The sequence below is a fragment of the Dyella marensis genome (assembly GCF_049532885.1).
GTDB classification, from domain to species: Bacteria; Pseudomonadota; Gammaproteobacteria; order Xanthomonadales; family Rhodanobacteraceae; genus Dyella_D; species Dyella_D marensis.
In genome coordinates this window covers 1,122,314-1,148,678 of sequence record NZ_CP064029.1, presented here as the reverse complement: position 1 = coordinate 1,148,678, position 26,365 = coordinate 1,122,314, and the positions used below count along the sequence as shown (strand labels likewise).

Sequence of the window (26,365 nt, the reverse complement as noted above, 5' to 3'; positions counted from 1 at the left end):
ATGGTGGGTTGCGGGACGGCGGCAATGTCCCCAGATGCGAACCTGAGCATGACATGACAGTGATCTTTCGCGTATCGTTTCCGGTCATGCGGTCGGCGTAGCCGCCTCGGAACGACGGCAGCACATCACACAGGGGTGTGGCGATGAACAACGCCAGTGAGCCATCGAACATCGTCAGTCTCAGTCAGCGCCTGGATCCTTCCAGCGAGCGCGGCGGTGCCCTGTTGAATACGGTCCGCGACATCGCCTCGCGCCGCCTGCAGCTGCTGGTCAACGGCATGTTCGAGCATGTCGACGACGCCCTGTTCGACCTGGCCGAGAAAGCCGAGAACAACGCCGCCCAGATGCACTACTTCGACGGCATGCGCGAAGTGCGCAAGCGCCGTCCCGCGGTGGAGCGCGCCTTCCTGGCCGCGGTCACCCGCGCCATCGCCGATTTCGCCACCCAGCAGCGCGCCAACGCCAACCCCGCCGCCGGCGTGCCGCTGCCGATCGGCTCGGTCGAGCTGACCCTGGTCGCCGACAACGAGCTGGAAGAATCGCTCGCCATCACCAGCATGATCGGCAAGAACGAGACGCGCCTGACCCGCGACTTATACGCGGTAAACCAGCGCCTGTCGGTCATCTACGGCGGCATCCGCGTCGAGGATGCGAACAACCCGGTCGCCCCGGCCTCGCTCACCCAGGCCTTCCGCCTGGCGATGCGCGAGCTGTCGGCGGAAATGCGCGTCAAGCTGATCATCTTCAAGCTGTTCGACCGCTACGTGCTGGCCGCGCTCGACGAGCTTTACCAGGAAATCAACACCGAGCTGGTGCGCGCCGGCGTGCTGCCGCAGCTGCGCCACGAAGTGCAGCGCAGCGGCGGTGCGGCGGCTCCGTCCGGCGTCGCCGCGGCCGCGGCAGCCCAGGGCGCCGCGCAGATCGGCGACGTGCCGCTGGCCGACGACGCCACCTCCACCGAGTTGCTGCAGACCCTGCGCACGCTGTTCAGCGCCCGCCGCGGCGGCATGCCGGAAAACCTCCCGGTCGGCGGCCCGCTGCAGGTGCCCACGGTCAACGAACTGATCGGCGCGCTCAGCGTGCTGCAGAGCCAGGCCGCCACCGTGGGCAGCCCGCTGCCGCTGCGCGGCGGTACGTCCACCACGGCGGTGATGCAGGAAGTCGCCCACCTCAAGGAACAGCTGCTCACGCAGATCGGCTCCTTGCGCGGCGAGCGTCCCGGCCAGGTCGCCACCATGGACGAGGACACCATCGACCTCGTCGGCATGCTGTTCGAGTTCATCCTCGAGGACCGCAACCTGCCCGCCGAGATGCAGGTGCTGCTGGCGCGCCTGCAGATCCCGTACCTGAAGGCCGCGATCCTCGACCGCCGGCTGTTCGCCCATCGCCAGCATCCGGCCCGCCGCCTGCTGGACAGCCTGGCCGACGTCGCCAAGGGCTGGTCGCCCGAGTCCGATCGCGACCACCGCCTGCACGACAAGGTCAAGACCATCGTCGATGCCCTGCTGCAGGAGTTCGACGACGACCTGACCATCTTCGACCGGCTCAACCTCGACCTGCAGGATTTCCAGGACCAGAGCCGCCGCCGCTCCGAACTGGCCGAGCAGCGCGTGGCCGAGTCCACCCGCGGCCGCGAGAAGCTGGAGCAGGCGCGCCGCCGCGCCGCCAAGGAAATCCTCACGCGCATCGGCGACCATTCGCTGCCGCCGCTGATCCACGGCATCCTGTCGCGCGCCTGGGCCAACTACATGGTGCTGACGATCCTGCGCCAGGGCGAGGAATCCTCGGAGTTCCGCGACTCGCTGCGTTTCGTCAACGACTTCATCGCCAGCACGCGCCCCGCGCGTTCGCTGGACGACCGCCGCATCCTGCGCCAGATGCTGCCCGGCATCGAGCGTTCGCTGCGCCGCGGCCTGGCCAACGTGGCCTTCCAGGAAAGCGACATCGAGCGCCTGCTGGCCCAGTTGCACACCTACTACCGCCACCAGCTCGGCGAGTCGATCCCGGCGGCCGAGGTGCAGGCGGCGGAAGAATCCGCGGCGCTGCCGATCCCGGACAACATCCAGCCGATCACCGAGACCGAAGCCGCGCTGCAGGCCGAGGAAACCGTGCCCGAAGCGGAAGAAGACACGCCGGAACTGCGCATGGTGCACGAGCTGAAGCCGGGCATCTGGCTGGAGTTCGCCACCGAAGGCGACACCATCGAGCGCGCCAAGCTGTCCTGGGTCAGCCCGATGAGCGGCCGCTATCTGTTCGTCAACCGGCGCGGCCTGAAAGTGGCCGACTACGCACCGTACGAACTGGCCCGCGAGATCATCGCCGGCCGTGCGCGCGTGCTCGAATCCACCGCGCTGTTCGATCGCGCGCTCGACGCCATCGTGGGCCGCCTCAGCCAACCGGCCACCGCGGCGCCCTGATAACATCGGGCTGATCACATCAGCCTGATGATATCGGCATGCCCTCATCCCCTTCGCTAGTCCCGCCGCCGGCCGAACTCGTGCTGGCCGATGTCGAACGCGCCTTTGCCGAAGACATCGGCAGCGGCGACGCCACCGCGCAACTGCTGCCCGCCGACGCGAACGCGAAGGCCACGCTCACCTGCCGCGAAGACGCGGTGATCGCCGGCACCGCATGGTTCGACGCCTGCTTCAGGCACCTCGACCCGTCCGTGCGCATCGACTGGCAAGCCAGCGACGGCACGCGCGTGGCGCCGGGCTCGGTGATCTGCCGGCTCGAAGGCAAGGCGCGCGCGCTGGTGAGCGCGGAGCGCTCGGCGCTCAACTTCCTGCAGCTGCTTTCCGGCACGGCCACGGCCACCGCCACCTACGTGCAAGCGGTCGCCGGCACCCGGGTGCGCGTGCTGGATACGCGCAAGACCGTGCCCGGCCTGCGCATCGCGCAGAAATATGCGGTGCGCTGCGGCGGCGGCCATAACCATCGCGTGGGGCTGTACGACGCGATCCTGGTCAAGGAAAACCACATCATCGCCGCGGGCGGCATCGCCCAGGCGGTGGAAGCGGCGCGGCGGCTGCATCCTAAGCTGCTGCTCGAAGTGGAAGTGGAGAACCTGGACGAACTGCAGCAGGCGATCGACGCCGGCGTCGACCGCATCATGATCGACAACTTCACCCCGCCGCTGATGCGCGAAGCCGTGGCCATCGCCGCCGGCCGTGTGCCGCTGGAGATCTCCGGCAACGTGGACCTCGCCACCATCCGCACCTATGCGGAAACCGGCGTGGATTTCATTTCGGTGGGTGCGCTGACCAAGCACGTGCGCGCCGTCGACCTGTCGCTGCGCCTGCAGCTGGACTAAGCCTGCAGGCGTGGCGCGCCAGGCGCCACGCTTTCCCACCCAAGTGGACCTTGCGGGCGGCCCCAGCCGACCACACACTGGCGTGCATGGGCCGATTCGACGACATGTTCCTGCTGCTGCTCCTGGCAAGCATCATCGTGGCATGGCTGAAACTCAGCCGCCTGCGCGAGATCGCCACGGCCGAAGCGCGCCGCCAGTGCGAGCGCCACGGGCTGCAGCTGCTGGACGAAACCGTGGGGCTGCGCAGCGTCCGCCTGCGCAAGCTCAATGGCATGCGCGTGTTCGAACGCTGCTATGCGTTCGAGGTGAGCATCGACGGCGACGACCGCGAACCCGGCCGCCTGTGGATGGCGCTGGGCCGGCTGACCGGCCTGAGCCTGCCGACCATCGAGACGCGCATCCCCGAGCATGACGGCGACGCGCCGGAGACGGACAACGTCGTGCCTCTGCGTCCACGCCTGGACGGCAGGAAGTCAGGCGATACCCGGCTGCATTGATCGATCGGGCGTGGCGGCGGCTGTCGCCGCCACGGCTCACGTCAGCGGCTCATTTCACGACACGCAGGAACGGCGCACCCTTGCGGGGTTTCTCGCCAGTATCCGGACCGCTATCCGGCGGCGGCGTGTCGTCCGACGGCGGTTCCGGCGGCGGCTGGTCGCCGCCTTCGTCGGCGGGAAACATCATGCCCTGCCCGTTCTCCTGCGCGTACAGCGCCAGCACGGCGTGCACCGGGATCAGGATGGAATGGCTCACGCCGGAGAAGCGCGCCTGGAAACTGATCCACTCGTTGCCGAGATCCAGGTTGGCGACGGCGCGCATCGCCAGGTTCAGCACCACCTGCCCGTTCTTGACCACCTGCGGCGGCACGCGCACGCCTTCGCGCGCGGCGTCGACGAGGATGTAGGGGGTGAGGTTGTTGTCGGTGATCCAATCGTAGATCGCCCGCAACAGGTACGGGCGATTGGAACTCATCGGTACATGCGGATCGTTACTGCTCATCGATCTTTACTGCTCTTCTTTGATCTTCAAGGCCGCATGGCCTTTTCGTCGGTGGTCATACTGCGCGCAAAGCCCTGGCTATGGAATAGGCGTTCGCCGTAGTCCAGGATCGGCTTGCCTTCGCGGCCCAGGTCCACGCCCAGCCAGGGCAGCCGCCACACCACCGGCGCCACCAGGCAATCGGCCAGGCTCATTTCCGGGTTGAGGAAGAACTTGGATGCCTTGAACAGCGGCAGCGAGGCCAGCAGGTGTTCGCGCAGCCGCTTGCGCGCGGCGTCGGCAGGGCGGCCGCCGGCGCGGATGGTGTCCACTTCGGGCAGCCAGTCCAGCTCGATGCGCAGCGAAGCCAGGCGCAGGCGCGCGCGCGACAGCGGATCGATCGGCATCAAGGGCGGATGGGGATAGCGCTCGTCCAGGTACTCGCAGATGACCGAGGTGCCATAGAGCGTGAGGTCGCGGTCGACCAGGGTGGGCGTGGAAGCGTAGGGGTTGAGGTCGAGCAGATCCTCCGGCGGCTTGCCGGGATCGACGATCACTCTTTCGTAGCTGACGCCCTTGGCCGCGAGCACCAGGCGGGTGCGGTGGCACTGGATGTCATCCGCGGTCGAGTACAAGGCCAGTACGGATCGCGAACGTGCGCTTTGAACCATGCGCGGTCTCCCCATCGACTAAGCGCATGCGGCGGCCTAGGCCGCCGCATGCTGGGCCAAGGAGCGACGTCTCAGTGGACGTCCTTCCAGTATTCCTTCTTCAGCGCATACGCCAGCAGGGTGAACCCGGCCAGGAACAGCAGCACCCAGATGCCGTAGTGCTGGCGCTGCAGGGCCGCCGGCTCCGCGGCGTATTCCAGGAAGGTGGTGAGGTCGCGCGTGGCCTGCTGGTATTCGGCCGGGCTCAGCTTGCCCGGGCGCGAGAGCTCCAGCTTCTCGACCGCTTCCTCACCGTCGACCTTGTGCATCACCGCGGTCTGCAGGCCCTGCAGTTCCCACAGCGGATTGGGCATGGAGGCGTTCGGGAACACCGTGTTGTTCCAGCCCACCGGACGGGTCGGGTCCAGGTAGAAGGAGTTGAGGTAGCCGTACACCCAGTCGGCGCCCTTGGCGCGCACTTCCAGCGAGAGATCCGGCGGCGCCTTGCCGAAGAAGGTGGCGGCCGAATCCTCCGGCATGTGCGAGATCACCGGATCGCCGAACTTCGCGCCGGTCATGTTGAGGTTGCCCATCACGTCCTGCTCGCTCAGGCCCAGGTCCTGGGCGATGCGCGAGTAGCGCACGAACTTCAGCGAGTGGCAGCCGACGCAGTAGTTGAAGAACAGCTTGGCGCCGCGCTGCAGCGCCGCCTGGTCGTGCACGTTGGTGCCGGCCGAGGGCAGGCCGCCCTCTTCCGAGGCCATGGCCGAGGTGGTGCTGCCCAGCAGGAGGCCGGCGGCAAGGGCGATCGACGAGAGAGTGCGCATCATCAGGGATTGCCGCTTAGTCATGGTCATACACCACCCGCTCCGGGACCGGCTTGGTCTTTTCGCGGCCGCCGCGCGTGTAGACCCACATGAACACGAAGAAGCCGAAGTAGACGATGGTCCACAGGCGGCCGAACGAGTTCTCCCAGAACGTCACGTCGACATTGCCGAACCAGGCCGGGATCACCTCGGCCACCACGCCCGCGCCCACCGCGCCCAGCGCGATGAAGGACAGCACGAACAGGCCCAGCGCCACCTTGAAGCCGGTGCCGCGGTAGCGGATCGAGCGCACCTTGCCGGCATCGATCCACGGCAGCAGGAACAGCAGCACGATCGCGCCGAACATGCCCAGCACGCCCCAGATGGCGGTGCTGAACAGCGACGGGATCATGCGCAGGATCGCGTAGAAGGGCGTGAAGTACCACACCGGCTTGATGTGGGTCGGCGTCACCAGGTTGTTCGCCGGCACGAAGTTGTCGTGCTCGAGGAACCAGCCGCCGAAGGTCGGCGCGAAGAAGATGATGAAGGCCGCGATGATCAGGAAGAAGCCCACGCCGACCAGATCCTTCACCGTGTAGTACGGATGGAAGGGAATGGCGTCGGCCGGCTTGTTCGCGTCCCAGCGGTTGCCCTTCGGGCCGTGCTTGACGTCGACGCCGTCCGGATTGTTGGAGCCCACCTCGTGCAGCGCGGCCAGGTGCAGCACCACCAGCAGCAGCAGCACCAGCGGCAGCGCGATCACGTGCAGCGCGAAGAAGCGGTTGAGCGTGGCGTCGGCCGGCAGGTAGTCGCCCATGATCCACTCCACCAGGGAGTTGCCGACCACGGGGATGGTGCCGAACAGCGAGATGATCACCTTGGCGCCCCAGAACGACATGTTGCCCCACGGCAGCACGTAGCCCATGAAGGCCTCGGCCATCAGCACCAGGAAGATCAGCATGCCCAGCAGCCACACCAGCTCGCGCGGCTTCTGGTACGAGCCGTACATCAGGCCGCGGAACATGTGCAGGAACACCACCACGAAGAACAGCGAGGCGCCGGTGGAGTGCATGTAGCGGATCAGCCAGCCCCATTCCACGTCGCGCATGATGTACTCGACCGAGGCGAAGGCTTCCGCCGCGCTGGTCTTGTAGTTCATGGTGAGGAAGATGCCGGTGACGATCTGGTTGACCAGCACCAGCAGGGCGAGCGAACCGAAGTAGTACCAAAGATTGAAATTCTTCGGCGCGTAGTACTCGGTCATGTGCTTGCGATAGGTCGGCGCCAGATTCGGCGCGCGCTCATTGACCCAATCGCCGATGCGCGAGAACACAGTAGCCATCAGCCGGCCTCCTTCGGGTCCACGCCGATCTGGATGTGCGTGTCATCCACGAAGTGGTACGGGGGAATCAGCATGTTCTTCGGCGCCGGCACGCCGGCGTAGACGCGGCCGGCCAGGTCGTAGCGCGACTTGTGGCAGGGGCAGTAGAAGCCGCCCTTCCACTCCGGATCGAACGGCTCGGGCTTCATCACCGGGACGAAGTCGGGCACGCAGCCGAGGTGGGTGCACAGCGCCACCATCACCAGCCACTCGGGCTTGATCGAGCGGGTGCCGTTCTGCGCGTACTTGGGCTGCTGCTCGGCGGAGCTGCCGTCGGACTTGGCGTCCACCAGGCGGCCATCCTGCTTGGGCAGGGCGTCCAACTGCTCCTTGGTGCGATTGACCACGAAGACCGGAAGGCCGCGCCACGGATAAGTGACCTTCTGGCCCGCCTCGATCTTGCTGATGTCGACCGTGACGGGGGCACCGGCGGATTTGGCGCGAGCGCTCGGTTCCCACGACTTGATGAAGGGCACGGCTGCCGCGATGACTCCTACACCACCGACCACAGCCGTGGTCGCAGTGAGGAACCGTCGGCGGCCATGATCGACGACTTCGTTCGCCATCAGGCTCTCCGGTACTTATGCCATTGAGGTGCGACTTTGGGGGTCGCAAAAATCGCGTTAGTGTAGCGTCAGCCCCTGCCACGTACAATAAAACCGGACTGGCGTCGGCGTCGATCCGGGCGCGCTTTCCGTCCCCTCCTCCCGTCCACCGTCCAGCGTTTCGCCAAGGCCCTCCTCCCGCATGAAACAAGCCGTCGGCACGCTAGCCTTCATCGCCCGATTCGTCGTCCTGGGGCTGGCGGTCGCCTTCGTCATCGGCCTGGTGTGGCCCGGCGTGGGCGACCGGCTGCGTGCCGGCGTGGGCCTGCACAGCGCGCAGGCGCCGAGTTCCGGCGCGTCGGCCCCGACCATTCGCGGGCGTTCGCGCGGACCGGTCTCCTACGCCGACGCGGTGGCCAGGGCCGCGCCCTCGGTGGTCAATATCTACGCAAACAAGATGGTCACCGAGCAGGGCGTGCAGATGTACTCCGACCCGGTGCTGCAGCGCCTGTTCGGCGGCCGTCCCGCCATCTACAAGCGGCGCGAGCAGAGCCTGGGCTCGGGCGTGATCGTCAGCGGCCAGGGCTATGTGCTCACCAACAACCATGTGATCGCCAAGGCCGACGACATCCAGGTGCTGCTCTACGACGGCCGCGTGGCCAAGGCCCAGCTGGTCGGCGCGGATGCCGAGACCGACCTTGCCGTGCTGAAGATCGACGTGTCGAACCCGCCCGTCATCCCCTTCGCCGACGAGCACCCCGCGCGCACCGGCGACGTGGTGCTGGCCATCGGCAACCCGCTCGGCCTCAACCAGACCGTGACCATGGGCATCATCAGCGCGATCGGCCGCCAGCTGAGCAGCTCCAGTCCGGAAGACTTCATCCAGACCGACGCGGCGATCAACCTGGGCAACTCCGGCGGCGCGCTGGTCAATACCGACGGCGAGCTGGTCGGCATCAATACGCTGCTGATCGGCAAGGCCGCCAATGCCGAAGGCATCAGCTTCGCCATCCCCGCCAGCAGCGCGCGCAAAGTGCTGGAGCAGATCATCGACACCGGCCATGTGGTGCGCGGCTGGCTCGGCGCCGACTACAGCTTCGTGCCGGTGGCCGCCGACAGCGGCCTGCCCGCCGCGGCGCGCGGCGCGCAGGTGAGCGACGTCTATCCCGGCGGCCCCGCCGCGCAGGCCGGCATCCAGCCGCACGACATCCTGCTGCGCATCGGCAAGGACGACATCGTCGACCCGGCCGACCTGCGCCGGCGCGAGGCGGCGCTGCCGCCGGGCAGCAAAGTGGAGGTGTCGGGATTGCGCAACGGCACGCCGTTCCATACCGAAGTGACGCCGGCGCAGCGGCCGCCGCTGACGGCCACCGCCTCGCTCGACAGCTGAGCGCTCAGCCGCGTCCCGGCCCCGTGGCCTGCGCCGTGGCCACCGGCGGACGCACCACCGCGCCGTAGCGCTTGCGCAAGGTGCCCACGCGTTCCACGTAGACCTGCGTTTCCGCGTACGGCGGCACGCCGCTGTAGCGCTGCACCGCGCCGGGGCCGGCGTTGTACGCGGCGGCGGCAAGGCGTTCGTCGCCGTTGAAGTTCTTCAGCAGCAGGGAGAGATAGCGCGCGCCGCCGCGGATGTTCTGGTCCGCGTCGAAGGCGTCGCGCACGCCCATGTCGCTGGCCGTGGCCGGCATCAGCTGCATCAGGCCCTGCGCGCCCTTGAGCGACAGCGCGCGCGGGTTGTAGGCGCTTTCGGCGTGGATGATCGCGCGCAGGAAAGCCTCGTCCAGGCCGAACTCGCTGCTGGCCAGGCGGATGGTGTCCGCATAGGCGGTGAGGTTGAGCTCCACGCTGTTCCAGCGGATCGGCGAGTGCAGGTTGCAGGCCACGCAGGTGGAGATATAGGTGAACAGCATGGTCACGGCGTGCGTGCCAGGGCCGGCCGGCTTCATATTGGTGTATTCGACGGTGCCGTCCGGGCGCGTCACGCGGTACACCGCGCCGCGCAGCACGCGGTCGCCTTCGGGGGCCGCCGGCGCGGCCGCCGCCACCGTGTCGCCGGCAGTCTTCGATTCGCTGTACGTCCACTGCCCCGGCTCGCCCTTGGCCGCCGCGGACGCCGGCGGCAGCGCATGGCCCGAGGTGGCCACGTCGCCGTGCACGCCGACCAGGGAGGGCTCGGGCACCACCTTCGCCGAGGTCTGCACCGCGCCTTGCACCCAGGCCAGCGAACTCACCGGAGGGGCGGGCGTCACCGGCTTGGGCGCGGCAGCCTTCGGCCTGGCCGCGCGCGGCGCGACGTCGGCCACGGTGGCGATCTTCTGGCAGCCCTGGTAGCCCTGGACGCTGTTGCTGTAGACGGTCTCGCCCGACGAACCGGTGCAACGGTACAGCGAACCCGCCTGCACCGGCGCCAGCCACAGCAGCCCGCCCAGCAGCGCGCACGCGGCCGCGGCCCGGCTCAAGGCCGGGGCCATACGGAAAGCCCGCGAAGACGAGCCGAAGCTTTCCCCTTGTCGCTCGGCATCAGACATGGCGCGCAGTGTGCCCCCGGGCAGAACCCAAGCCAAGCGCCGGCTCGCCGTTTCGTGCGCCGCGCCAAACTCCCCGTGCGGCCTGCCCCAGGGATTCACGCAAGTCCCTGATCGCACTGGCCCTTCGCTGGCATGCCCGGCGGCGGGCGCGTAAACTGTGCGGTTCGGCGCCCAGCGCCCCTCCTTACACCGGTACCAGCGCCATGAGCGGCAAGCTTTTCATCAAGACCCACGGCTGCCAGATGAACGAGTACGACTCGGCCAAGATGGCCGACGTGCTCAAGGCATCGCATGGCCTGGAGCTGACCCAGGACGAATCCGAAGCCGACGTCATCCTGGTCAACACCTGCTCGATCCGCGAAAAGGCGCAGGAAAAGGTCTTCAGCCAGCTGGGCCGCTGGAAGGCGCACAAGCAGGGCGGCAAGCCCGTGCTGATCGGCGTGGGCGGCTGCGTCGCCTCGCAGGAAGGCGAGGCCATCATCAAGCGCGCCCCGTTCGTGGACCTGGTGTTCGGCCCTCAGACCCTGCACCGCCTGCCCGAGCTGATCGAGGCCAAGCGCGCCACCGGCAAGCCGCAGGTGGACATCAGCTTCCCCGAGATCGAGAAGTTCGACCGCCTGCCGGAACCGCGCGCCGAAGGCCCCACCGCCTTCGTCTCGATCATGGAAGGCTGCTCCAAGTACTGCTCCTACTGCGTGGTGCCCTACACCCGCGGCGAGGAGATCAGCCGCCCGTTCGACGACGTGGTAGTCGAAGTGGCCCAGCTCGCCGCGCAGGGCGTGCGCGAGGTGAACCTGCTGGGCCAGAACGTCAATGCCTACCGCGGCGCCACCCACGACGGCGGCACTGCGGACCTCGCCGTGCTGATCCACGCCATCGCGCAGATCGAAGGCATCGGCCGCATCCGCTTCACCACCTCGCATCCGCTGGAATTCTCCGACTCGCTGGTCGAGGCCTACGCCAACGTGCCGCAGCTGGCCAACTTCCTGCACCTGCCGGTGCAGGCCGGCTCCGACCGCATCCTGGCCGCCATGAAGCGCGGCTACACGGCGCTGGAGTTCAAGCAGAAGATCCGCAAGCTGCGCGCGGTGCGCCCGGACATCTGCATCTCCTCGGACTTCATCGTCGGCTTCCCCGGCGAGACCGACGAGGATTTCGACAAGACCATGAAGCTGATCGAAGACATCGGCTTCGACCAGAGCTTCTCCTTCATCTTCTCCTCGCGCCCCGGCACGCCGGCCGCCAACCTGGCCGACGACACGCCGATGGCGGTCAAGCACCAGCGCCTGGAGCGGCTGCAGGCGGCGATCAATGCCAATGCGCGGCAGATCAACCAGGCCATGGTCGGCAGCGTGCAGCGCGTGCTGGTGGAAAAGCCCAGCAAGAAGGACCCGAACGAATTCACCGGCCGCACCGAGAACATGCGCTTCGTGAACTTCCCGGGCCACGCGCGCATGATCGGCCAGTTCATCGACGTGGTGATCACCGAAGCCATGGCCAATTCGCTGCGCGGCCGCGTGCACACCGCATGACGCAGGTTGGGGTGAGCCGCAGGCGAACCCCGACATCGCGACACTCGAACGCATCGCACCGTTGGGGTTCGCCTGCGGCTCACCCCAACCTACCCTTCAATCCAGCCGCTTGCGGAACCGCAGGATCGCCGCCGTCATCATCACGGCGGTGAACGCCGCCAGCGCCGCCACCTCGCGCCACAACTCCCACAGGCCCGCCCCGCGCAGCATGATGCCGCGGATCAGCCGCAGGAAATGCGTCAGCGGCAGGATCTCCGCCAGCCACTGCGCCACCTGCGGCATGCCGGCGAACGGGAACATGAAGCCCGACAGCAGGATCGACGGCAGGAACACGAAGAAGGTCATCTGCATCGCCTGGAACTGCGATTGCGCGCGAGTGGAGATCAGCAGGCCCATGGTGAGATTGGCCAGGATCAGCAAACCCGCCGCGAGATAGACGTCCAGCAGGCTGCCGTGGATCGGCACGGTGAACAGCCAGCGCCCCAAGGCCAGGATCACCGTGACCTGCAGCAGGCCGATGCCGATATACGGCAGCACCTTGCCCACCATCAGCTCGGCGCTGGTCAGCGGCGTGGCGATCAGCAATTCCATATTGCCGCGCTCGCGTTCGCGCACGATCGCGATGCCGGTGAACAGCACCATGGTCATGGTCAGGATCACCCCGATCAGCCCCGGCACGATGTTCACCGCCGAGCGCCGCTGCGGGTTATAGAAACTGACGATGCTGATCGGCCCCGCCGCCGGCGTGCTGACCAGCGGCGCGCGCGTATCGGGCACGGAGCTGTCGACCGGCACCTGCGCCAGCTGCGCCGCGGCGCTCTGCACCACGTTGTCGCTGCCGTCGACCATGATCTGCGCCACCTGCCGGCCATCGTAGCGGCGGCGCTCGAAATCCGGCGGCAGCACCAGGCCGATGCTGATTTCGCCACGGCGCAGCATAGCCACCAATGCTTCGGGCGTATCGGCATGCGCCACCGGCGCGATCACACCGGTGGCCAGCATGTCCATCACCAGCGCGCGCGAGCCGGCGCTGTTGGCCTGGTCGACGATGCCGGCATCGAGGCCGCGCAGATTGGTATTGATCGCATAGCCGAACAGCACCAGCTGGATCACCGGAATGCCGACGATCATGGCCAGCGTGATGCGGTCGCGGCTCATCTGCCGCAGCTCCTTCAGCACGATCGCCCATAGCCGCCGCCAGCTCATGCGGCGCGCTCCTGGCCCGGACGCTGCTGGCGCGTCACCGCCACGAACACGTCTTCGAGATTCGGCTTGACCGCTTCGATGCGCGCCTGCGGATCGCGTTCGGCCAGCACCTGATGCAGGCGCGCCAGCGCTTCGTCGCCATCGGCCAGGCCTTCGCGCACGATCACGCGCAGCTCGTTGCCCACCTGGGCCACGCCGAGCACGTCCTTCGCCTCCGCCAGCGGCTGCTGCGCACGCCGCGGCTGCGCGCTGGCGACGACGAAGGTGCGGCCTTGCAGCCGGTCCGTCAGCTCCGCCGGCGTGCCGTCGGCCACCAGCACGCCGCGGTCGAGCACGGCCAGGCGGTGGCAGCGCTCGGCTTCGTCCATCAGGTGGGTGGAGACCAGCATGGTGGTGCCGGCGTCGGTCAGCTCAAAAAGCTTTTCCCAGAAATCGCGGCGCGATTCCGGATCCACCGCGCTGGTCGGCTCGTCGAGGAACAGCAGCTCCGGATCGTGGATCACCGCGCAGGCCAGCGCCAGGCGCTGTTTCTGGCCGCCGCTCATGGTGCCGGCCAGTTGTTTCTGGCGATCGCCGAAGTGGTATTGCTCGATCAGCTCGTCGATGCGCCTGGCGGTGCGCGCCTTCGGCACGCCCTGCACCGCCGCCATGAATTCCAGGTTCTCGCGCACGCCCAGGTCGTCGAACAGCGAGAACTTCTGCGTCATGTAGCCGATGCGCTTGCGCAGCGCTTCCGCTTCGCGCGGCACGCTCAAGCCGAGCACGTCGATCTCGCCGTCGCTGGGCGTAAGCAGGCCGCACAGCATGCGGATGGTGGTGGACTTGCCGGAGCCGTTCGGGCCGAGGAAACCGTAGACATGCCGCGCCGGCACTTCCAGATCGACGTGATCGACCGCGGTGAAATCGCCGAAGCGCTTGGTGAGGCCGCGCGCACGGATGGCGAACTCGCCGTTGCCGTTCCCGGTGCTCACGGCTTCGCCTCGGGATAATCGACACGTACCGGCATGCCGACCGGCAGGTCCGCCGCATCTGGCCCCAGCGTCACTTCGGCCAGATAGCTGAGGCGTGCCGCGTCCTCGCCGATCAGCGCGTAGTACGGCGTGAACTCCGGCTCGCTGCGGATCAGGCGGACCTTGCCCTGGTAGACCTTGTCGCGGCCGTCGACGTGCACGCGCACCGTGTCGCCCACGCGCATGCGTGCGCGCTGCGGTTCCTGCAGATAGATGCGTGCATACGGTGCATCGCCGGCAAGCAGTACCACCAGCGGCGCGCCCACGGGCGCCTGGTCGCCGAGCTTGTACGGCAGGCTGTCGATGCGGCCCGCACGCGGCGCCACCAATGCCAGCTTGCCCAGCAGCACCTTCTGCGCCGCGGCCTGCGCCTGCGCCGCGGCAAGCGCGGCTTCACCCTGCGCAACCTGCTCGGGACGTGTGCCGTGCAGCAGCGTGTCGAGCGAGGCCTTCGCGGCAGCGGCCTGGCCATCGGCGTTGCCCGCGGCGGCGCGTGCGCGATCGATATCGGCGGCGGCCGCGTAGTTGTCCTTCTGCAGCGGCAGCAGGCGCTGGTAGTAGGCACGTGCATCGCGGGCCTGCGCCTCGGCGGCGGCCAGGTCGGCGCGCGCCTTGGCGATGTCTTCCTGGCGCGGGCCCACGCGCAGTTCCAGCAGGTTCGCCTGCTGCTGCCGCGCCTGCGCTTCGGCCGCGGCGAGGTCGGCCTGGGTGTGGGTGGGGTCGAGTTCGAGCAGCGGCTGTCCCGCCGCTACCTGTTCGCCTTCGCGCACCTTGAGCGCCACCACGCGTTCCGCGGCGGGTGCGGGCATGCCGATGCGGTCGTATTCCAGCGTGCCCAGCGCCTGCGGCGGCGCCTTGCCGCAGGCGGCGAGCGTGCAGGCCAGCATGAGGGCGAACAGGTATCGGCTCATCGTGAAGCTCCGGACGGCGGTACGCCCAGGCCGCCTTCCAGCAGGGCCAGGGTGTGGTTGACCAGGGCCTGCTGGTCGAGATCGTCGGCCTCGAACACGCGCCGCCAGATCGGCGCACCGGCAGCGGGAAACAGCGTGAGTCCCACCAGCGACACCACCAGCAGGCGCGGGTCCAGCGCGGGATTGAGCGTGCCGGCCTGCTTCGCCGCGGCGAAGCGCTGCGCCAGCAGCCGCGGCAGGTTCGGCAGCAGGTGATGGAACAGCACCTCGCGCAGCTCGCCGCCCTCGCACAGCACCTCGCGCACCCACAGCGGCGGCAGCCAGGGATGGCTCGCCACCACCTCGCCGATGCCGCGCACGAACAGGCCGGCCAGCGCCGCCGGCTCGCTGTCCGCCTGCGCCAGGCGGTCGCGCATCGGCGCCAGCGCGGGCAGCAGGCGCTCGTCGATCACCGCCTGCTTCAACTGCTCCTTGTCGCCGAAGTAGTAATGCAGCATGGCCGGCGTCACGCCGGCCTCGGTGGCGATCGCGCGCAGCGGCGTGGCGCCGATGCCGTCGCGGGCGAACCGCGCCAGGGCGACATCGAGCAGGTGCGCGCGCAGGTCGCGGTCTTCCCTGGCGGGACGGCCGGCGGGACGGCGGGGCTTGGCGGGGGGCTTGGTTCTAGCCATGCCGCGTAAATTAATTAAACAATTAATTATTGGCAAGCGCGGCCATGCCGGCCGCTTCGTCCGGGTAGCCCTGATGCCGCCCCCGCGCTAATCTCGCGCGCCTATGACTGAGCTCAATCAGCGCGACTTCGCGCTAGACCCCGAAGACAACGCCCGCCTCGCCAACCTCTGCGGTCCCTTCGACGAACACCTGCGCCAGATCGAGCTGCGCCTGGGCGTGGAAATCGACCACCGCGGCACGCTGTTCCAGGTGATCGGCGAGGACGCCGCCGCGCGCGCGGCGGAAAAAGTGCTGCGCGCGCTGTACGCCGCCACCGAGCAGGAAGCCCTCACCGGCGCGCGCATCAACCTGCACCTGGCCGAATCCGGCATCGACGCGCTCACCGCCGAAGCGGCCGAAGGCGCGCAGGAAGTGGTGATCAAGGTCAAGCGCGGCGTGATCAAGGGCCGCGGCCCGAACCAGGCGCGCTACCTGCACGCCATCACCACCCACGACATCAGCTTCGGCGTAGGCCCGGCCGGCACCGGCAAGACCTACCTGGCCGTGGCCAGCGCGGTGGAAGCGCTGGAAGCGAACCGCGTGCAGCGCCTGCTGCTGGTGCGCCCCGCGGTGGAAGCCGGTGAAAAGCTGGGCTTCCTGCCGGGCGATCTCTCGCAGAAGGTGGACCCGTATCTGCGCCCGCTGTACGACGCGCTGTACGAAATGCTCGGCTTCGAGAAGGTGGCCAAGCTGATCGAGCGCAACGTGATCGAGATCGCGCCGCTGGCCTATATGCGCGGCCGCACGCTCAACGATTCGTACGTGATCCTGGACGAGGCCCAGAACACCACGGTCGAGCAGATGAAGATGTTCCTCACCCGCATCGGCTTCGGCTCGGTGGCGGTGATCACCGGCGACGTCAGCCAGGTCGACCTGCCGCGCAACGTGCGCTCGGGCCTGCGCCATGCGATCGAGGTGCTGCGCGGCGTGGACGGCATCAGCTTCACCTTCTTCACCTCGCGCGACGTGGTGCGCCATCCGCTGGTGGCGAAGATCGTGCGTGCCTACGAGGCCTTCGAGCAGAAGCCCGAGGAGACCCGGTGAGCGCTGCCGCCGCGTCGAACCTGGCGCTGTCGGTGGGCTACGCCGCGCCGCGTGCCGGCGTGCCCGCCCCCGCCAGCTTCCGCCGCTGGGTGGAAGCGGCGCTGCGCGGAGCGAAGCGGCGCAAGGCGACCGAGCTGTCCATCCGCATCGTGGACGCCAAGGAAGGACGCGCCCTCAACCGCGACTACCGCGGCAAGGACTACGCCACCAACGTGCTGTCCTTCCCCGCCGAACTGCCGCCCGGCGTGGCCCTGCCGCTGATCGGCGACCTCGCCATCTGCGCCCCCGTGGTGGCCCGCGAGGCCGCCGAACAGGGCAAGGCGCCGCGCGACCACTGGGCCCACATGACGGTGCACGGGGTGCTGCACCTGCTCGGCTACGACCACCTCGAAGATGCCGAGGCCGAGGCCATGGAAGCCCTGGAAACCCGCATCCTGGCCGGCCTGGGCATCGCCGACCCGTACGCCTGAAGCTCGCGCGGGCGTGGCTTGCGCCCTGAATCGTCACAAGTTTTGGGCTAGACTCGCCATTCCGCCCTGGCAATGGGCACACCCGCAAGCGTAATGAACGAGGACCCTGGCAGTACCAGCGGCCCGGCCCACCGCAAATGGTGGGATCGACTGGGCCATCTGTTTTCCGGCGAGCCGCGCAATCGCGAAGAGCTGATTGAAGAGCTGCGCTCGGCCCAGGCCAACGGCCTGATGTCCAACGACACCCTCACCATGGTCGAGGGCGCGATCAAGGTCACCGAGCTGAGCGTCGACGACGTGATGGTGCCGCGCGCGCAGATCGTGATGGTCTCCGCCGAAGCCCCGTTGAGCGAGATCCTCGCCATCGTGGTCGAATCCGGCCACTCTCGCTTCCCCGTGCACGGCGAGGACAAGGACGAGATCCTCGGCATCCTGCTGGCCAAAGATCTGCTGAAGTTCGTCGGCGACGGCCGCGATTTCAGCCTGGCCACGGTGCTGCGCCCGGCGGTGCTGATCCCCGAGGCGATGCGCCTGAACGTGCTGCTGGCGGAGTTCCGCCACACGCGCAACCACATGGCCCTGGTGGTGGACGAGTACGGCGGCGTCGCCGGCCTGATCACCATCGAGGACGTGCTGGAGCAGATCGTCGGCGAGATCGACGACGAGCACGACGACGAGGAAGAACCCCAGCTGATGCACGAGCAGGCCGGCGGCGGCTGGCTGGTCAGCGCGCTGACGCCGATCGCCGACTTCAACGAGCAGGCCGGCGCCGCGTTCTCCGACGAGGAGTTCGACACGGTCGGCGGCATGGCCACCTCCGAGTTCGGCCACCTGCCGGAAGTGGGCGAGGAAGTCGCCATCGGCGGCTATCTGTTCCTCGTCACCGAGGCGGACGACCGCCGCGTGCAGCAGTTCCGCGTCACCCGCCTCGCCGAAGGCTGAGCCGTTCTTCACCCTTTAGGAAACGCCCGCCGATGAGCCTGATCGCTCGCACCCTCCTGTTGTTTGCACTGCTGGGGGCTGCGTTCGCCCAGGCTCGGGCGAGCGTGGCCAATGCGCCGGGCGCGAACCTCGAAGTCTCGCTGATCACCTACGGCCCCGGCGAAACCTATTGGGAGCGCTTCGGCCACGACGCCATCCAGCTGCGCGACACCGTCAGCGGCGAATCGGTCGACTTCAACTACGGCGTGTTCGACTTCGACGAAAGCGGCTTCCTGCTCAACTTCGCGCGCGGCCGCATGCATTACCTGATGGATGCCGCGTACACGGCGCAGGACCAGCGCTACTACATCGAATCCGGCCGCTCGGTGACGCGCCAGCCGCTGGCGCTGACGCCGGACCAGGCCGCCGCCTTGCGCGACTTCCTGCTGTGGAACCTGCGCCCCGAAAACGCGCGCTACGACTACGACTACTACGCCGACAACTGCACCACCCGCGTGCGCGACGCGCTGGACCGCGCGCTCGGCGGTGTGATCCGCAAGCAGCTGCAGTCGCGCGCCGGCCTGATGACCTACCGCCAGCAGACCGCGCGCCTGATGAGCGCGCAGCCGTGGCTGATGCTGATCCTCGATCTGGGTCTTGGCCCCTATGCCGATCAACCGCTCACCGCATGGCAGGAAAGCTTCCTGCCGATGGTGCTGGAGCGCGAACTCGCTGCAGTGAAGATGGACGACGGCGCCGGCGGCACGCGCAAGCTCGCGGGCGACAGCACGCTGGTGTCGCCGAACCGGCTCGACGTGCCACCGGAACACGCACCCGACCTGCGCATGCCGCTCGCCATCGCGGGCCTCGCCTTCGCCGTGCTGCTGATCCTCGCCGCGCGCCGGTGGCCGACCGGCCTTGCGCTGCTCGGCACGCTCTACCTGGTCGCGGCCGGCATCGTCGGCCTGTTGCTGCTGGTGCTGTGGACGCTCACCACGCACCACTCCGCCTGGGCCAACGCCAACCTGCTGCTGTTCAATCCGCTGGCCTTCGTGCTGCTGCCTTCGCTGTGGCGCGCGCGCCGCGGGCTGGCGGCGTCGCGCCTGGCGGACCGCGTCATCCTGCTGCAACTGATCGCGCTCGCCGTGGCACTGGGCCTGCACGCGTGGCCCGGCACCGTGCAGCAGAACCAGCCCTGGCTGCTGTTCGCGATCCCATGCTGGCTGGCGCTGTCGTGGAGCCTGCGGCGCGGGCTGCGCCGCCTGCGCTGAACCGCAGGAACTTGCTATTGAACCGTGCGTGAGGCCCTGGGCATCATGCGCGCCATGACTCTGAGTCCCCGCCCCGCCCCTGCGCCCGACGACGCCAAACCCGCCATGGTGGTGAACTGCGTCGCCTACAACACCCGCGACGGCAAGCGCATCGGTGACGTTACCCTGGATGCGATCAGCGACGTGCTGAAGCAGCCGGACACCTTCGTCTGGGTCGGCCTGCACGAGCCCGACGAGTCGCTGCTGCTGAAGCTGCAGGAAGAATTCGACCTGCACGATCTTGCGATCGAGGACGCCCAGGCGGCGCACCAGCGCACCAAGATCGAGGCCTATGGCGAGTCGCTCTTCATCGTGGTGCAGACCGCGCAGCTGGTGAACGGGCACATCGCCTTCGGCGAAACGCATATCTTCCTCGGCGCGCGCTACCTGGTGACGGTGCGCCACGGCGCCTCGCTCTCCTACGCACCGGCGCGCCGCGCCTGCGAGCACACGCCGGACCTGCTGGCGCTGGGCCCCAGCTATGGCCTGTACGGCGTGCTCGACTTCATCGTCGACAACCTGCTGCCGATCGTGCGCGAGTTCAAGGAAGAGCTGCAGGAGCTGGAAAAAGACATCTTCGGCGACACCTTCAAGCGCCGCACCGTGCGCCGCCTGTACGACATGCAGCGCGACCTGATGACCCTGCGCCTGGCGGTGGCACCGCTGCAAGACATCATCAGCCAGCTCGTGCGCATGCATCCGCACCTGATCCAGGACGAGCTGCGCGCGTATTTCCGCGACGTGTACGACCACGTGTTCCGCGTCAACGAGTCGATCAGCGCCATGCGCGAAATGCTCGCCGCGGCGATCAACATCAACCTCTCGCTGGTCACCTTCAACCAGAACGAAGTGATGAAGAAGCTGGCCGGCTGGGCCGCGATGCTGGCCGCGCCCACCCTGATCACCAGCTGGTACGGCATGAACTTCCACCATATGCCGGAGCTGGAGCAGACCTGGGCATATCCGGCGATGATCTGCCTGGTGATCGGCGTGGTGGCCGGCATCTATGCGTGGCTGAAGCGGTCGCGCTGGCTGTAACTGCCGATCACGACCGCCGTAGGCTGGGGTGAGCCAGAGGCGAGCCCCAACGCAGGTGTCGACGAAGCGCAGGTTGGGGTTCGCCTGCGGCTCACCCCAACCTGCGCCGCATTATTTAGATGGCGCCGTCCATTGCTTCAGCCAGGCGTTGACCGTCTCGTGCCACTGCACGCTGTTCTGCGGCTTCAGCACCCAGTGGTTCTCGTCGGGGAAGTGCAGGAACTGGCTGGGAATGCCGCGGCGCTGCATCGCGGTGAACGCGCCCAGGCCCTGCGTATCCGGAATGCGGAAGTCCTTGCCGCCGTGCACCACCAGCATCGGCACGCGCCAATCCTTCACGTGGTTCAGCGGATTGAACTTCTCGTAGTTCTCCGGATGGTCGTAGGCCGTGCCGCCGTTTTCCTTCTCCTCGAACCAGAGTTCTTCGGTGGCGTAGTACATCGAGCGCGTATCGAACACGCCATCGTGGTCGACCAGGCACTTCCACGGCTCGTTCCACACGCCGGCGATCCAATACACCATGAAGCCGCCGTAGCTCGCACCCAGCGCGCAGGCACGGTTGCCATCGAGGAAGCTGTACTTCGACAGCGCGCTCTTCCAGCCGGCCTTCAGGTCGTCCAGCGGCTTGCCGCCCCAGTCACCCGAGATCGAATCGGTAAACGCCTGGCCGTAGCCGGTGGAACCGTGGAAGTTGATGGTGACCACGGCGAAACCCTGGCCCGCATAGGTCTGCGGATTCCAGCGATAGCTCCACGCGTTTTCCATGGCGCCCTGCGGGCCGCCATGGATGATGAAGGCCACCGGATACTTGCGGCCGGATTTGTAATTGGCCGGCTTCACCACATAGCCCTGCACCGGCTCGTTGTTCCAGCCCTTGAAGGTGAAGAACTCGGCATCGCCCATCTGCGCATTCTTCAGGCGCTGCTCGTTGTAGCGGGTCACCTGCTTCAGGCCCTTGCCCTGCAGGTCGGCGGTGTACAGGTCGGCCGGATGCTTCAAGTCGTCGCGCTGCAGCAGCAGCCTGGACTTGCCCAGCGAATAGCCGCCGACGGCGCCGTCGGTGACCAGGGTGCGCACCTTGCCGGTAGCCGCGTCGATGGCGAACAGCGGATGCTGGCCGTGGTCGTCGGCGCCGGCGTACAGCGTCTTGCCGTCGGCGGAAATCTTCAGCGCGCCGGCCGAGCGGTCCCAGTCGGGCGCGACTTCGCGCTTCTGGCCGCTGTCCAGGTCCAGCGCGGTGATGGCGAAGCGGTCCGCTTCGAAACCGGGTTCTTTCATGGCCAGGTAGTACAGCGTCTTGCCGTCGGGCGACGCCACCGGGAACGCATCCCAGGCCAGGTTCGCGGCGGTGAGGTTCTTCGGCGCGGCGGAGCCGTCGGCCGGCACGCTGTAGACGTCGAAGTTGGTCGACCACGGCTCGGTCTTGCCGGCGATGCGCGCATCGAAATACACGGTGCGGCCGTCGGGCGAGAAGCTGAATTCGTCGTCGCCGCCGAACGGCTTGCTGGGCACGTCGCCGTCGATGCCGCGGCTGAGCAGGCGCGGCGCCTCATCGCTGCCCAGGTCCGCGATGTACAGCTGCGCGCGGCGGCCGTCGGCCCAGGTATCCCAGTGGCGCACGAACAGCTTGTCGTACACCGTGCCGGTGGACTTGTCGGCTTCGCGGCCGTCGAGCCGCTCCTTGGTGCAGGCCAGGTCGTTGCAGTCGGTGAAGACGTCGAAGCTCATCAGCGCCTGCTTGCCGTCGGGCGACAGCACGAAGGCATTGACGTCGACCGGCGTGTGCGTCACCTGCGCCGGCGCCGAAGCGGTCTTGCCGAACAGCCCCGCCTTCGATTCGCTGGAACCCCAGCGCCACAGCTGCGACACGCCGTCCTTCGCCGCCAGGTAATAGAACGACGCGCCATCCGGCGCCCAGCGCGGCGAGGAACCCTTGTCCACCAGCTTGCGCGGCTTGCCGCCCTGCTGCAGGTCCAGCAGGTAGATGGCGGTGACGCCCTTGTTCGCGGCGTAGTCGGTGCTGCGCACGGTGTACAGCGCGTAGCGGCCGTCCGGCGACAGCTGCGGATCGCCGACGCGGTCCATCATCACCAGGTCGCGGATATTGAACGGATGCGGCGAGTGGTTCTCGACTTCGGCCGCGACGGCGGAGGACGCCGTCAGCGACAAGGCCAGCGCGGCAAACAGGGGCTTCATGGGCAGGATTCCCTCGGTGGAACGAAGCGCAGACGGTACAGAGGCCCCGCCACGCGACGCAAGGAATAACGCAGCACGACGGGTACTTGCAGCGGGCACCGGGCGGCCCGCGCTCGCTATACTCGGCGTTTTTGCAGTCCGGCACGCCCATGGCATCCACCCATCCCGCCCTTGCGGCCATGCTCGATCGCGACGAGCTGTTCGGCCATCCCAAGGGCCTGTACGTCTGCTTCTTCACCGAGATGTGGGAGCGTTTTTCGTTCTACGGAATGAAGGCGCTGCTGGCGCTGTACCTGATCAAGCACCACGGCTTTACCGACGCGGAAAGCCTGTCGGTGCTCGGCGCCTACGGCGGCCTGGTCTACGCCACGCCGGTGCTGGGCGGCATCCTGGCCGACCGCTACCTGGGCATGCGCAAGGCGGTGCTGCTCGGCGGCGTGCTGCTGTGCCTGGGGCATCTGGGCATGGCGGTGGAAGGACATGCGGCCACGGTGGGGCCGGATGGCGTGGTGCATCGCGACCTGTTCGCGCTGAGCGTGTTCTATCTGTCGCTCGCGCTGATCATCAGCGGCGTGGGTTTTCTCAAGCCGAATATTTCCACCGTGGTGGGCAAGCTGTATGCGGACGGCGATCCGCGGCTGGATTCGGGTTTCACGCTGTTCTATGCCGGCATCAATGTGGGCGCGCTGTTCTCGGCGCTGATCTGCGGCTATCTGGGCGAGCGCTATGGCTGGAGCTATGGCTTCGGCGCGGCGGGCATCGGCATGCTGGCGGGCCTGGCAGTGTTCCTCACCGGCCAGAAATACCTGCAGGGCCATGCGGAGCCGCCGGATCCGGCAGCGCTGCGGCGCCGGCTGTTCGGCCCGCTGACGGTGGAATGGGCGATCTATCTGTGCGCGGCGCTCGCCTTGCCGGCGCTGTGGGCGCTGATGCAACTGGGCAACGCCGTGCTGTGGCTGCAGGTGGCCACGATGGTGGCGTGGCTGGGCTGGCTGGCCTGGTACGTCACCGCGCGCTGCACCAGGGTGCAGCGCCAGCACATGCTGGCCTGCGTGTTCTTCGTGGCGGTGTGCCTGCTGTTCTTCACCCTGTACGAGCAGACCTACGGCTCCTGGGTGCTGTTCAACGACCGCATGCTGACCAAGGACCTGTTCCCCGCCCTGGTGATCCGCGAAGGCCACCCGGTGCCGTGGTCCACCCTGCCCCTGGTGCTCAGCCCCTTCCTGGTGGCGCTCGCGCTGCGCCTGCGCGGCGGCCGCCTGCCCGGCCTGCTACTCGGCGGCCTCACCCTGATGGGCGTGGTCTTTATCGTGCGCGACTGCATCGTGCTGCCGCAGACGGCCAGCTCGCTCACCTACCTGGGCCCGCTCTTTATCGTGCTGCTGGCGCCGATTGCCGCGTGGCTGTGGCCGTTCCTGGAACGCCATGGACTCAATCCGTCGAAGCCCGCCAAGAGCGCGATCGGCCTGGCCTTCGCCGGCCTTGCCTTTATCCCCTTGCTGATGGGCAACCCGGACCCGGCTTCCGGCGCGCTCGGCAGCGTGTGGTGGATCGCGCTGGCCTATCTGCTGATCGAGATGGGCGAAGTAGCCCTTGCCCCGATCGGCCTCTCGGCCGTCACTGAGCTGTCCGTGCCGCAGGTAGCCGGCCTGATGATGGGCGCGTGGTGGCTGGGCACCTCGTTCTCCGAACAGCTGGCCTCGATCCTGGGCAAGCTCGCCGCACTGGACGTGCCGGCGGACGGGCAGATCGACATGGCGGTGGCGGCGGCGAAGTATGGGTCGCTGTTCCAGCAGATGGTGTGGCTGGGGCTGGGGGCTGCCGTGGTTGCGCTGGTTGTGACGCCGGTGGTCAAGCGGTGGATGCTGGGGGTGAGGTGATTTGCGTTTTGGGGGCTGAGCGCTGAGGATCGTGGGTTCTCAGGGTGTGGACAGGGGCGGCACAGGCATGAAGGCAGCGATGGGCATGACCCAGGCATCCTCGCGCGCATGGATTCTTCTGCTGGCCGGCATCGGGCTGCTTGCCTTTGTGTTGCGCTGGTATTACGTGACGCACGCCATGGTCAACACGCCCATACGCAGCGATGCACTCGAGTACTACTACTACGCCTGGAACCTGCTGCACCACGGCGTATTCTCAATGGCCAAAACCGATGCCCCGCAGGTGATGAGCGACGGCTTTCGCGATCCGGGCTATCCGGTGTTCCTGGCTTCATGGATTGCTGCGTTTGGCGAGTTTCCCCGCTGGTATTTGAACCTGCTGGTCGGACAAGCGCTGCTTGGCGCGCTTACGGTGATGATGCTAATGAGCGCTGCGCGCACGTGGCTGTCGACGCGCTGGCTTGCCGGCGCTGGCGTGCTCATGGCGATCTGGCCGCACAGCATCACCATCACTGGCTTCGCCCTCACCGAAACGCTGTTCGGCTTTCTGATCGCGGCCGCGTTATGCGTGCTCAGCGTGGCCTTGCGCCGCGGCAGCGGATGGCTGATGGCCCTCACTGGCCTGCTGTTCGGCATGGCTGCACTCACCAATGCGATGGCGATTCCACTTGCGCCGTGTCTGGCACTGCTGCTCTGGATGATGAACCGCGCGCCGAGGCGACTGCTGGCAACCTTGGCTCTATCAGCGTTGCTGCTGCCGCTTTGCTGGGGACTCCGCAACGTGCAAGTGGGAGGAGCGTCCTCCGGTAGCCGTGCTGCGATGAATCTGGTGCAAGGCTCCTGGCCGGACTATCACGACAACTTCTATCGCTATGCGGTGGATCACGATGCAGAAGCTACCAAAAAGCTTGGACTGATGGGTTCCGAGATCCGGCTTGTCCAGGAACATCCCGGACAGGGCCTCAGCTCGATGGCCCAACGGATGTCCGCAGCGCCGGGCCATTACATCGCCTGGTATCTGAGCAAGCCGGCGTTGCTGTGGGGCTGGAGCATCCGTGTCGGCGCTGGCGATATCTATGTCTATCCCACGACTTATTCGCCGTTCTACGACAAGCTGCCGCTGCGCGTGATCGTATCGGTATGCTATGCGCTCAATCCGGTGCTGATGCTGTTCATGCTGATCGGCTGTATCGCGGCTTGGCTGCACCGGAGGCAGGCGGACCCGATACTGATCGTCATCATGGCCATGGCAGCGTTCGTCACCCTGGTCTATTCGATCCTGCAGGCAGAGCCGCGCTATTCGATCCCGTTCCGTGGCATCGAACTACTCTTGGCCGCCTATGGCGCCTCGCAATTGGTCCGCCTGGCGATCGCCCGGCGGACGGCCGTCCAAACTGGCCCGACGTGACGGCAATCACAGCTCCAGCTGACATAGACGTAGCGCGTTAAGATTGGTACGGGACGTGCTACCCCCGGAGTGTATCCACAGGGGGATTTACCATGTCTCGCACGACAGCCCAGGGCTTTACCCTGATCGAACTGATGATCGTGGTCGCGATCATCGCCATCCTGGCGGCGATCGCCATTCCGGCCTACCAGGATTACGCCATCCGCGCCCAGGTGGCTGAAGGCATAAACCTTTCGGCCGGTGCCAAGTCGGCCATTTGGGATTACGTCTCTAATACGGGGCAGTTTCCGCCGAGCAATGCCTCCGCAGGCCTAGCGCAAGCTACGCAGATTACGGGTAGGTACGTATCGAGCGTTGACGCTACCGGCGGCGCGATCCACGTTGCTTACAACGGCCCGAGCTCGAATGCCGCTATCCGCACCCAGCAGCTGGTGCTTTCGCCGATCACTCATGCAGGCAGCATCACGTGGACCTGCAGCCAGAGCACGCTCGACCGCCGTTACCTGCCCTCTCTGTGCCGTTGATCA

Annotated in this window: 24 protein-coding genes; 13 read left to right on the top strand and 11 right to left on the bottom strand. The window is 67.4% G+C overall.

The window, feature by feature from the left end; translation table 11 throughout:
* Nucleotides 1-143: 143 nt before the first annotated feature.
* The 3 genes from ISN75_RS04940 (at nucleotide 144) to ISN75_RS04930 (ending at nucleotide 3,810) form a co-directional block, all read left to right on the top strand.
* Nucleotides 144-2,417 carry a DUF1631 domain-containing protein gene (locus ISN75_RS04940; RefSeq protein WP_168649043.1) on the top strand — a complete coding sequence of 758 codons (2,274 nt, stop codon included), beginning with the start codon at nucleotides 144-146 and terminating at the stop codon, nucleotides 2,415-2,417.
* A gap of 38 nt (nucleotides 2,418-2,455) precedes the next feature.
* A complete protein-coding gene (nadC, locus tag ISN75_RS04935) occupies nucleotides 2,456-3,313 on the top strand; it encodes a carboxylating nicotinate-nucleotide diphosphorylase (RefSeq protein ID WP_167252215.1) in 858 nt (285 codons plus the stop codon).
* Between the two features lie 86 nt (nucleotides 3,314-3,399).
* Nucleotides 3,400-3,810, top strand: a complete 411-nt coding sequence (locus ISN75_RS04930) for a DUF3301 domain-containing protein (protein WP_167252216.1) — start codon at nucleotides 3,400-3,402, stop codon at nucleotides 3,808-3,810.
* 49 nt (nucleotides 3,811-3,859) lie between these two features.
* Here ISN75_RS04930 and ISN75_RS04925 read toward each other — a convergent pair whose 3' ends face one another.
* The 5 genes from ISN75_RS04925 to petA form a co-directional block, all read right to left on the bottom strand.
* Entirely contained in the window at nucleotides 3,860-4,285 is a 426-nt protein-coding gene (locus ISN75_RS04925; RefSeq protein ID WP_167252217.1) for a ClpXP protease specificity-enhancing factor, read from the bottom strand.
* Between the two features lie 53 nt (nucleotides 4,286-4,338).
* Nucleotides 4,339-4,962: a glutathione S-transferase N-terminal domain-containing protein gene (locus ISN75_RS04920; protein WP_167252218.1), complete on the bottom strand. Its 624-nt coding sequence runs from the start codon at nucleotides 4,960-4,962 to the stop codon at nucleotides 4,339-4,341.
* Between the two features lie 71 nt (nucleotides 4,963-5,033).
* Nucleotides 5,034-5,771 (bottom strand): cytochrome c1, encoded by a 738-nt coding sequence (locus ISN75_RS04915; RefSeq protein WP_167252219.1) that lies wholly within the window; start codon nucleotides 5,769-5,771, stop codon nucleotides 5,034-5,036.
* Nucleotides 5,772-5,784: 13 nt separating this feature from the next.
* Nucleotides 5,785-7,089, bottom strand: a complete 1,305-nt coding sequence (locus ISN75_RS04910; protein WP_168649041.1) for a cytochrome b — start codon at nucleotides 7,087-7,089, stop codon at nucleotides 5,785-5,787.
* Complete coding sequence (gene petA, locus ISN75_RS04905) at nucleotides 7,089-7,694, bottom strand: ubiquinol-cytochrome c reductase iron-sulfur subunit (RefSeq protein WP_167252221.1); 606 nt, start codon at nucleotides 7,692-7,694, stop codon at nucleotides 7,089-7,091. Before petA ends, ISN75_RS04910 begins: the two co-directional genes overlap by 1 nt.
* 181 nt (nucleotides 7,695-7,875) lie before the next feature.
* Here petA and ISN75_RS04900 point away from each other — a divergent pair, with 181 nt between their 5' ends.
* Nucleotides 7,876-9,063 carry a S1C family serine protease gene (locus ISN75_RS04900; RefSeq protein WP_167252222.1) on the top strand — a complete coding sequence of 396 codons (1,188 nt, stop codon included), beginning with the start codon at nucleotides 7,876-7,878 and terminating at the stop codon, nucleotides 9,061-9,063.
* Nucleotides 9,064-9,067: 4 nt separating this feature from the next.
* Here ISN75_RS04900 and ISN75_RS04895 read toward each other — a convergent pair whose 3' ends face one another.
* A complete protein-coding gene (locus ISN75_RS04895; RefSeq protein WP_246866801.1) occupies nucleotides 9,068-10,132 on the bottom strand; it encodes a lytic transglycosylase domain-containing protein in 1,065 nt (354 codons plus the stop codon).
* 272 nt (nucleotides 10,133-10,404) lie between these two features.
* On the opposite strand from ISN75_RS04895, the gene miaB reads away from it, so the two are divergent.
* Entirely contained in the window at nucleotides 10,405-11,733 is a 1,329-nt protein-coding gene (miaB, locus tag ISN75_RS04890; RefSeq protein ID WP_167252224.1) for a tRNA (N6-isopentenyl adenosine(37)-C2)-methylthiotransferase MiaB, read from the top strand.
* A 96-nt stretch (nucleotides 11,734-11,829) separates the two neighbouring features.
* On the opposite strand, the gene ISN75_RS04885 is transcribed toward miaB, so the two are convergent.
* The 4 genes from ISN75_RS04885 to ISN75_RS04870 are packed head-to-tail and all read right to left on the bottom strand — an operon-like array spanning nucleotide 11,830 to nucleotide 15,531.
* Nucleotides 11,830-12,939, bottom strand: a complete 1,110-nt coding sequence (locus ISN75_RS04885; RefSeq protein WP_168649038.1) for an ABC transporter permease — start codon at nucleotides 12,937-12,939, stop codon at nucleotides 11,830-11,832.
* Complete coding sequence (locus ISN75_RS04880; RefSeq protein WP_168649105.1) at nucleotides 12,936-13,877, bottom strand: ATP-binding cassette domain-containing protein; 942 nt, start codon at nucleotides 13,875-13,877, stop codon at nucleotides 12,936-12,938. The genes ISN75_RS04885 and ISN75_RS04880 overlap by 4 nt, the downstream gene beginning before the upstream one ends.
* A gap of 29 nt (nucleotides 13,878-13,906) precedes the next feature.
* Nucleotides 13,907-14,860, bottom strand: coding sequence for an HlyD family secretion protein (locus ISN75_RS04875; protein WP_343820858.1), 954 nt, complete (start codon nucleotides 14,858-14,860; stop codon nucleotides 13,907-13,909).
* On the bottom strand, nucleotides 14,857-15,531 hold the full coding sequence (locus ISN75_RS04870) for a TetR/AcrR family transcriptional regulator (protein ID WP_168649036.1): 675 nt from the start codon (nucleotides 15,529-15,531) through the stop codon (nucleotides 14,857-14,859). Before ISN75_RS04870 ends, ISN75_RS04875 begins: the two co-directional genes overlap by 4 nt.
* A gap of 103 nt (nucleotides 15,532-15,634) precedes the next feature.
* Between ISN75_RS04870 and ISN75_RS04865 the strand changes: the two genes are divergently transcribed.
* The 5 genes from ISN75_RS04865 (at nucleotide 15,635) to corA (ending at nucleotide 20,354) form a co-directional block, all read left to right on the top strand.
* The gene (locus tag ISN75_RS04865; RefSeq protein WP_168649035.1) at nucleotides 15,635-16,615 is read left to right on the top strand and encodes a PhoH family protein; all 981 of its coding nucleotides are present in this window, start codon (nucleotides 15,635-15,637) and stop codon (nucleotides 16,613-16,615) included.
* Nucleotides 16,612-17,085 carry an rRNA maturation RNase YbeY gene (gene ybeY / locus ISN75_RS04860; protein ID WP_168649034.1) on the top strand — a complete coding sequence of 158 codons (474 nt, stop codon included), beginning with the start codon at nucleotides 16,612-16,614 and terminating at the stop codon, nucleotides 17,083-17,085. Before ISN75_RS04865 ends, ybeY begins: the two co-directional genes overlap by 4 nt.
* A gap of 93 nt (nucleotides 17,086-17,178) precedes the next feature.
* On the top strand, nucleotides 17,179-18,027 hold the full coding sequence (locus tag ISN75_RS04855; RefSeq protein WP_167252230.1) for an HlyC/CorC family transporter: 849 nt from the start codon (nucleotides 17,179-17,181) through the stop codon (nucleotides 18,025-18,027).
* A gap of 32 nt (nucleotides 18,028-18,059) precedes the next feature.
* A complete protein-coding gene (locus ISN75_RS04850) occupies nucleotides 18,060-19,277 on the top strand; it encodes a DUF4105 domain-containing protein (RefSeq protein ID WP_168649033.1) in 1,218 nt (405 codons plus the stop codon).
* A gap of 45 nt (nucleotides 19,278-19,322) precedes the next feature.
* On the top strand, nucleotides 19,323-20,354 hold the full coding sequence (corA, locus tag ISN75_RS04845) for a magnesium/cobalt transporter CorA (RefSeq protein WP_167252232.1): 1,032 nt from the start codon (nucleotides 19,323-19,325) through the stop codon (nucleotides 20,352-20,354).
* Nucleotides 20,355-20,465: 111 nt separating this feature from the next.
* Here the strand turns inward: corA and ISN75_RS04840 are convergent, their stop codons facing one another.
* On the bottom strand, nucleotides 20,466-22,550 hold the full coding sequence (locus tag ISN75_RS04840; protein WP_343820863.1) for a S9 family peptidase: 2,085 nt from the start codon (nucleotides 22,548-22,550) through the stop codon (nucleotides 20,466-20,468).
* A 149-nt stretch (nucleotides 22,551-22,699) separates the two neighbouring features.
* Between ISN75_RS04840 and ISN75_RS04835 the strand changes: the two genes are divergently transcribed.
* From ISN75_RS04835 to ISN75_RS04825, 3 genes are all read left to right on the top strand, one after another.
* The gene (locus ISN75_RS04835) at nucleotides 22,700-24,430 is read left to right on the top strand and encodes a peptide MFS transporter (RefSeq protein WP_168649030.1); all 1,731 of its coding nucleotides are present in this window, start codon (nucleotides 22,700-22,702) and stop codon (nucleotides 24,428-24,430) included.
* An 85-nt stretch (nucleotides 24,431-24,515) separates the two neighbouring features.
* Complete coding sequence (locus ISN75_RS04830) at nucleotides 24,516-25,838, top strand: hypothetical protein (protein ID WP_168649029.1); 1,323 nt, start codon at nucleotides 24,516-24,518, stop codon at nucleotides 25,836-25,838.
* Between the two features lie 92 nt (nucleotides 25,839-25,930).
* Complete coding sequence (locus tag ISN75_RS04825; RefSeq protein ID WP_168649028.1) at nucleotides 25,931-26,362, top strand: pilin; 432 nt, start codon at nucleotides 25,931-25,933, stop codon at nucleotides 26,360-26,362.
* The last annotated feature ends 3 nt before the right edge of the window (nucleotides 26,363-26,365 follow it).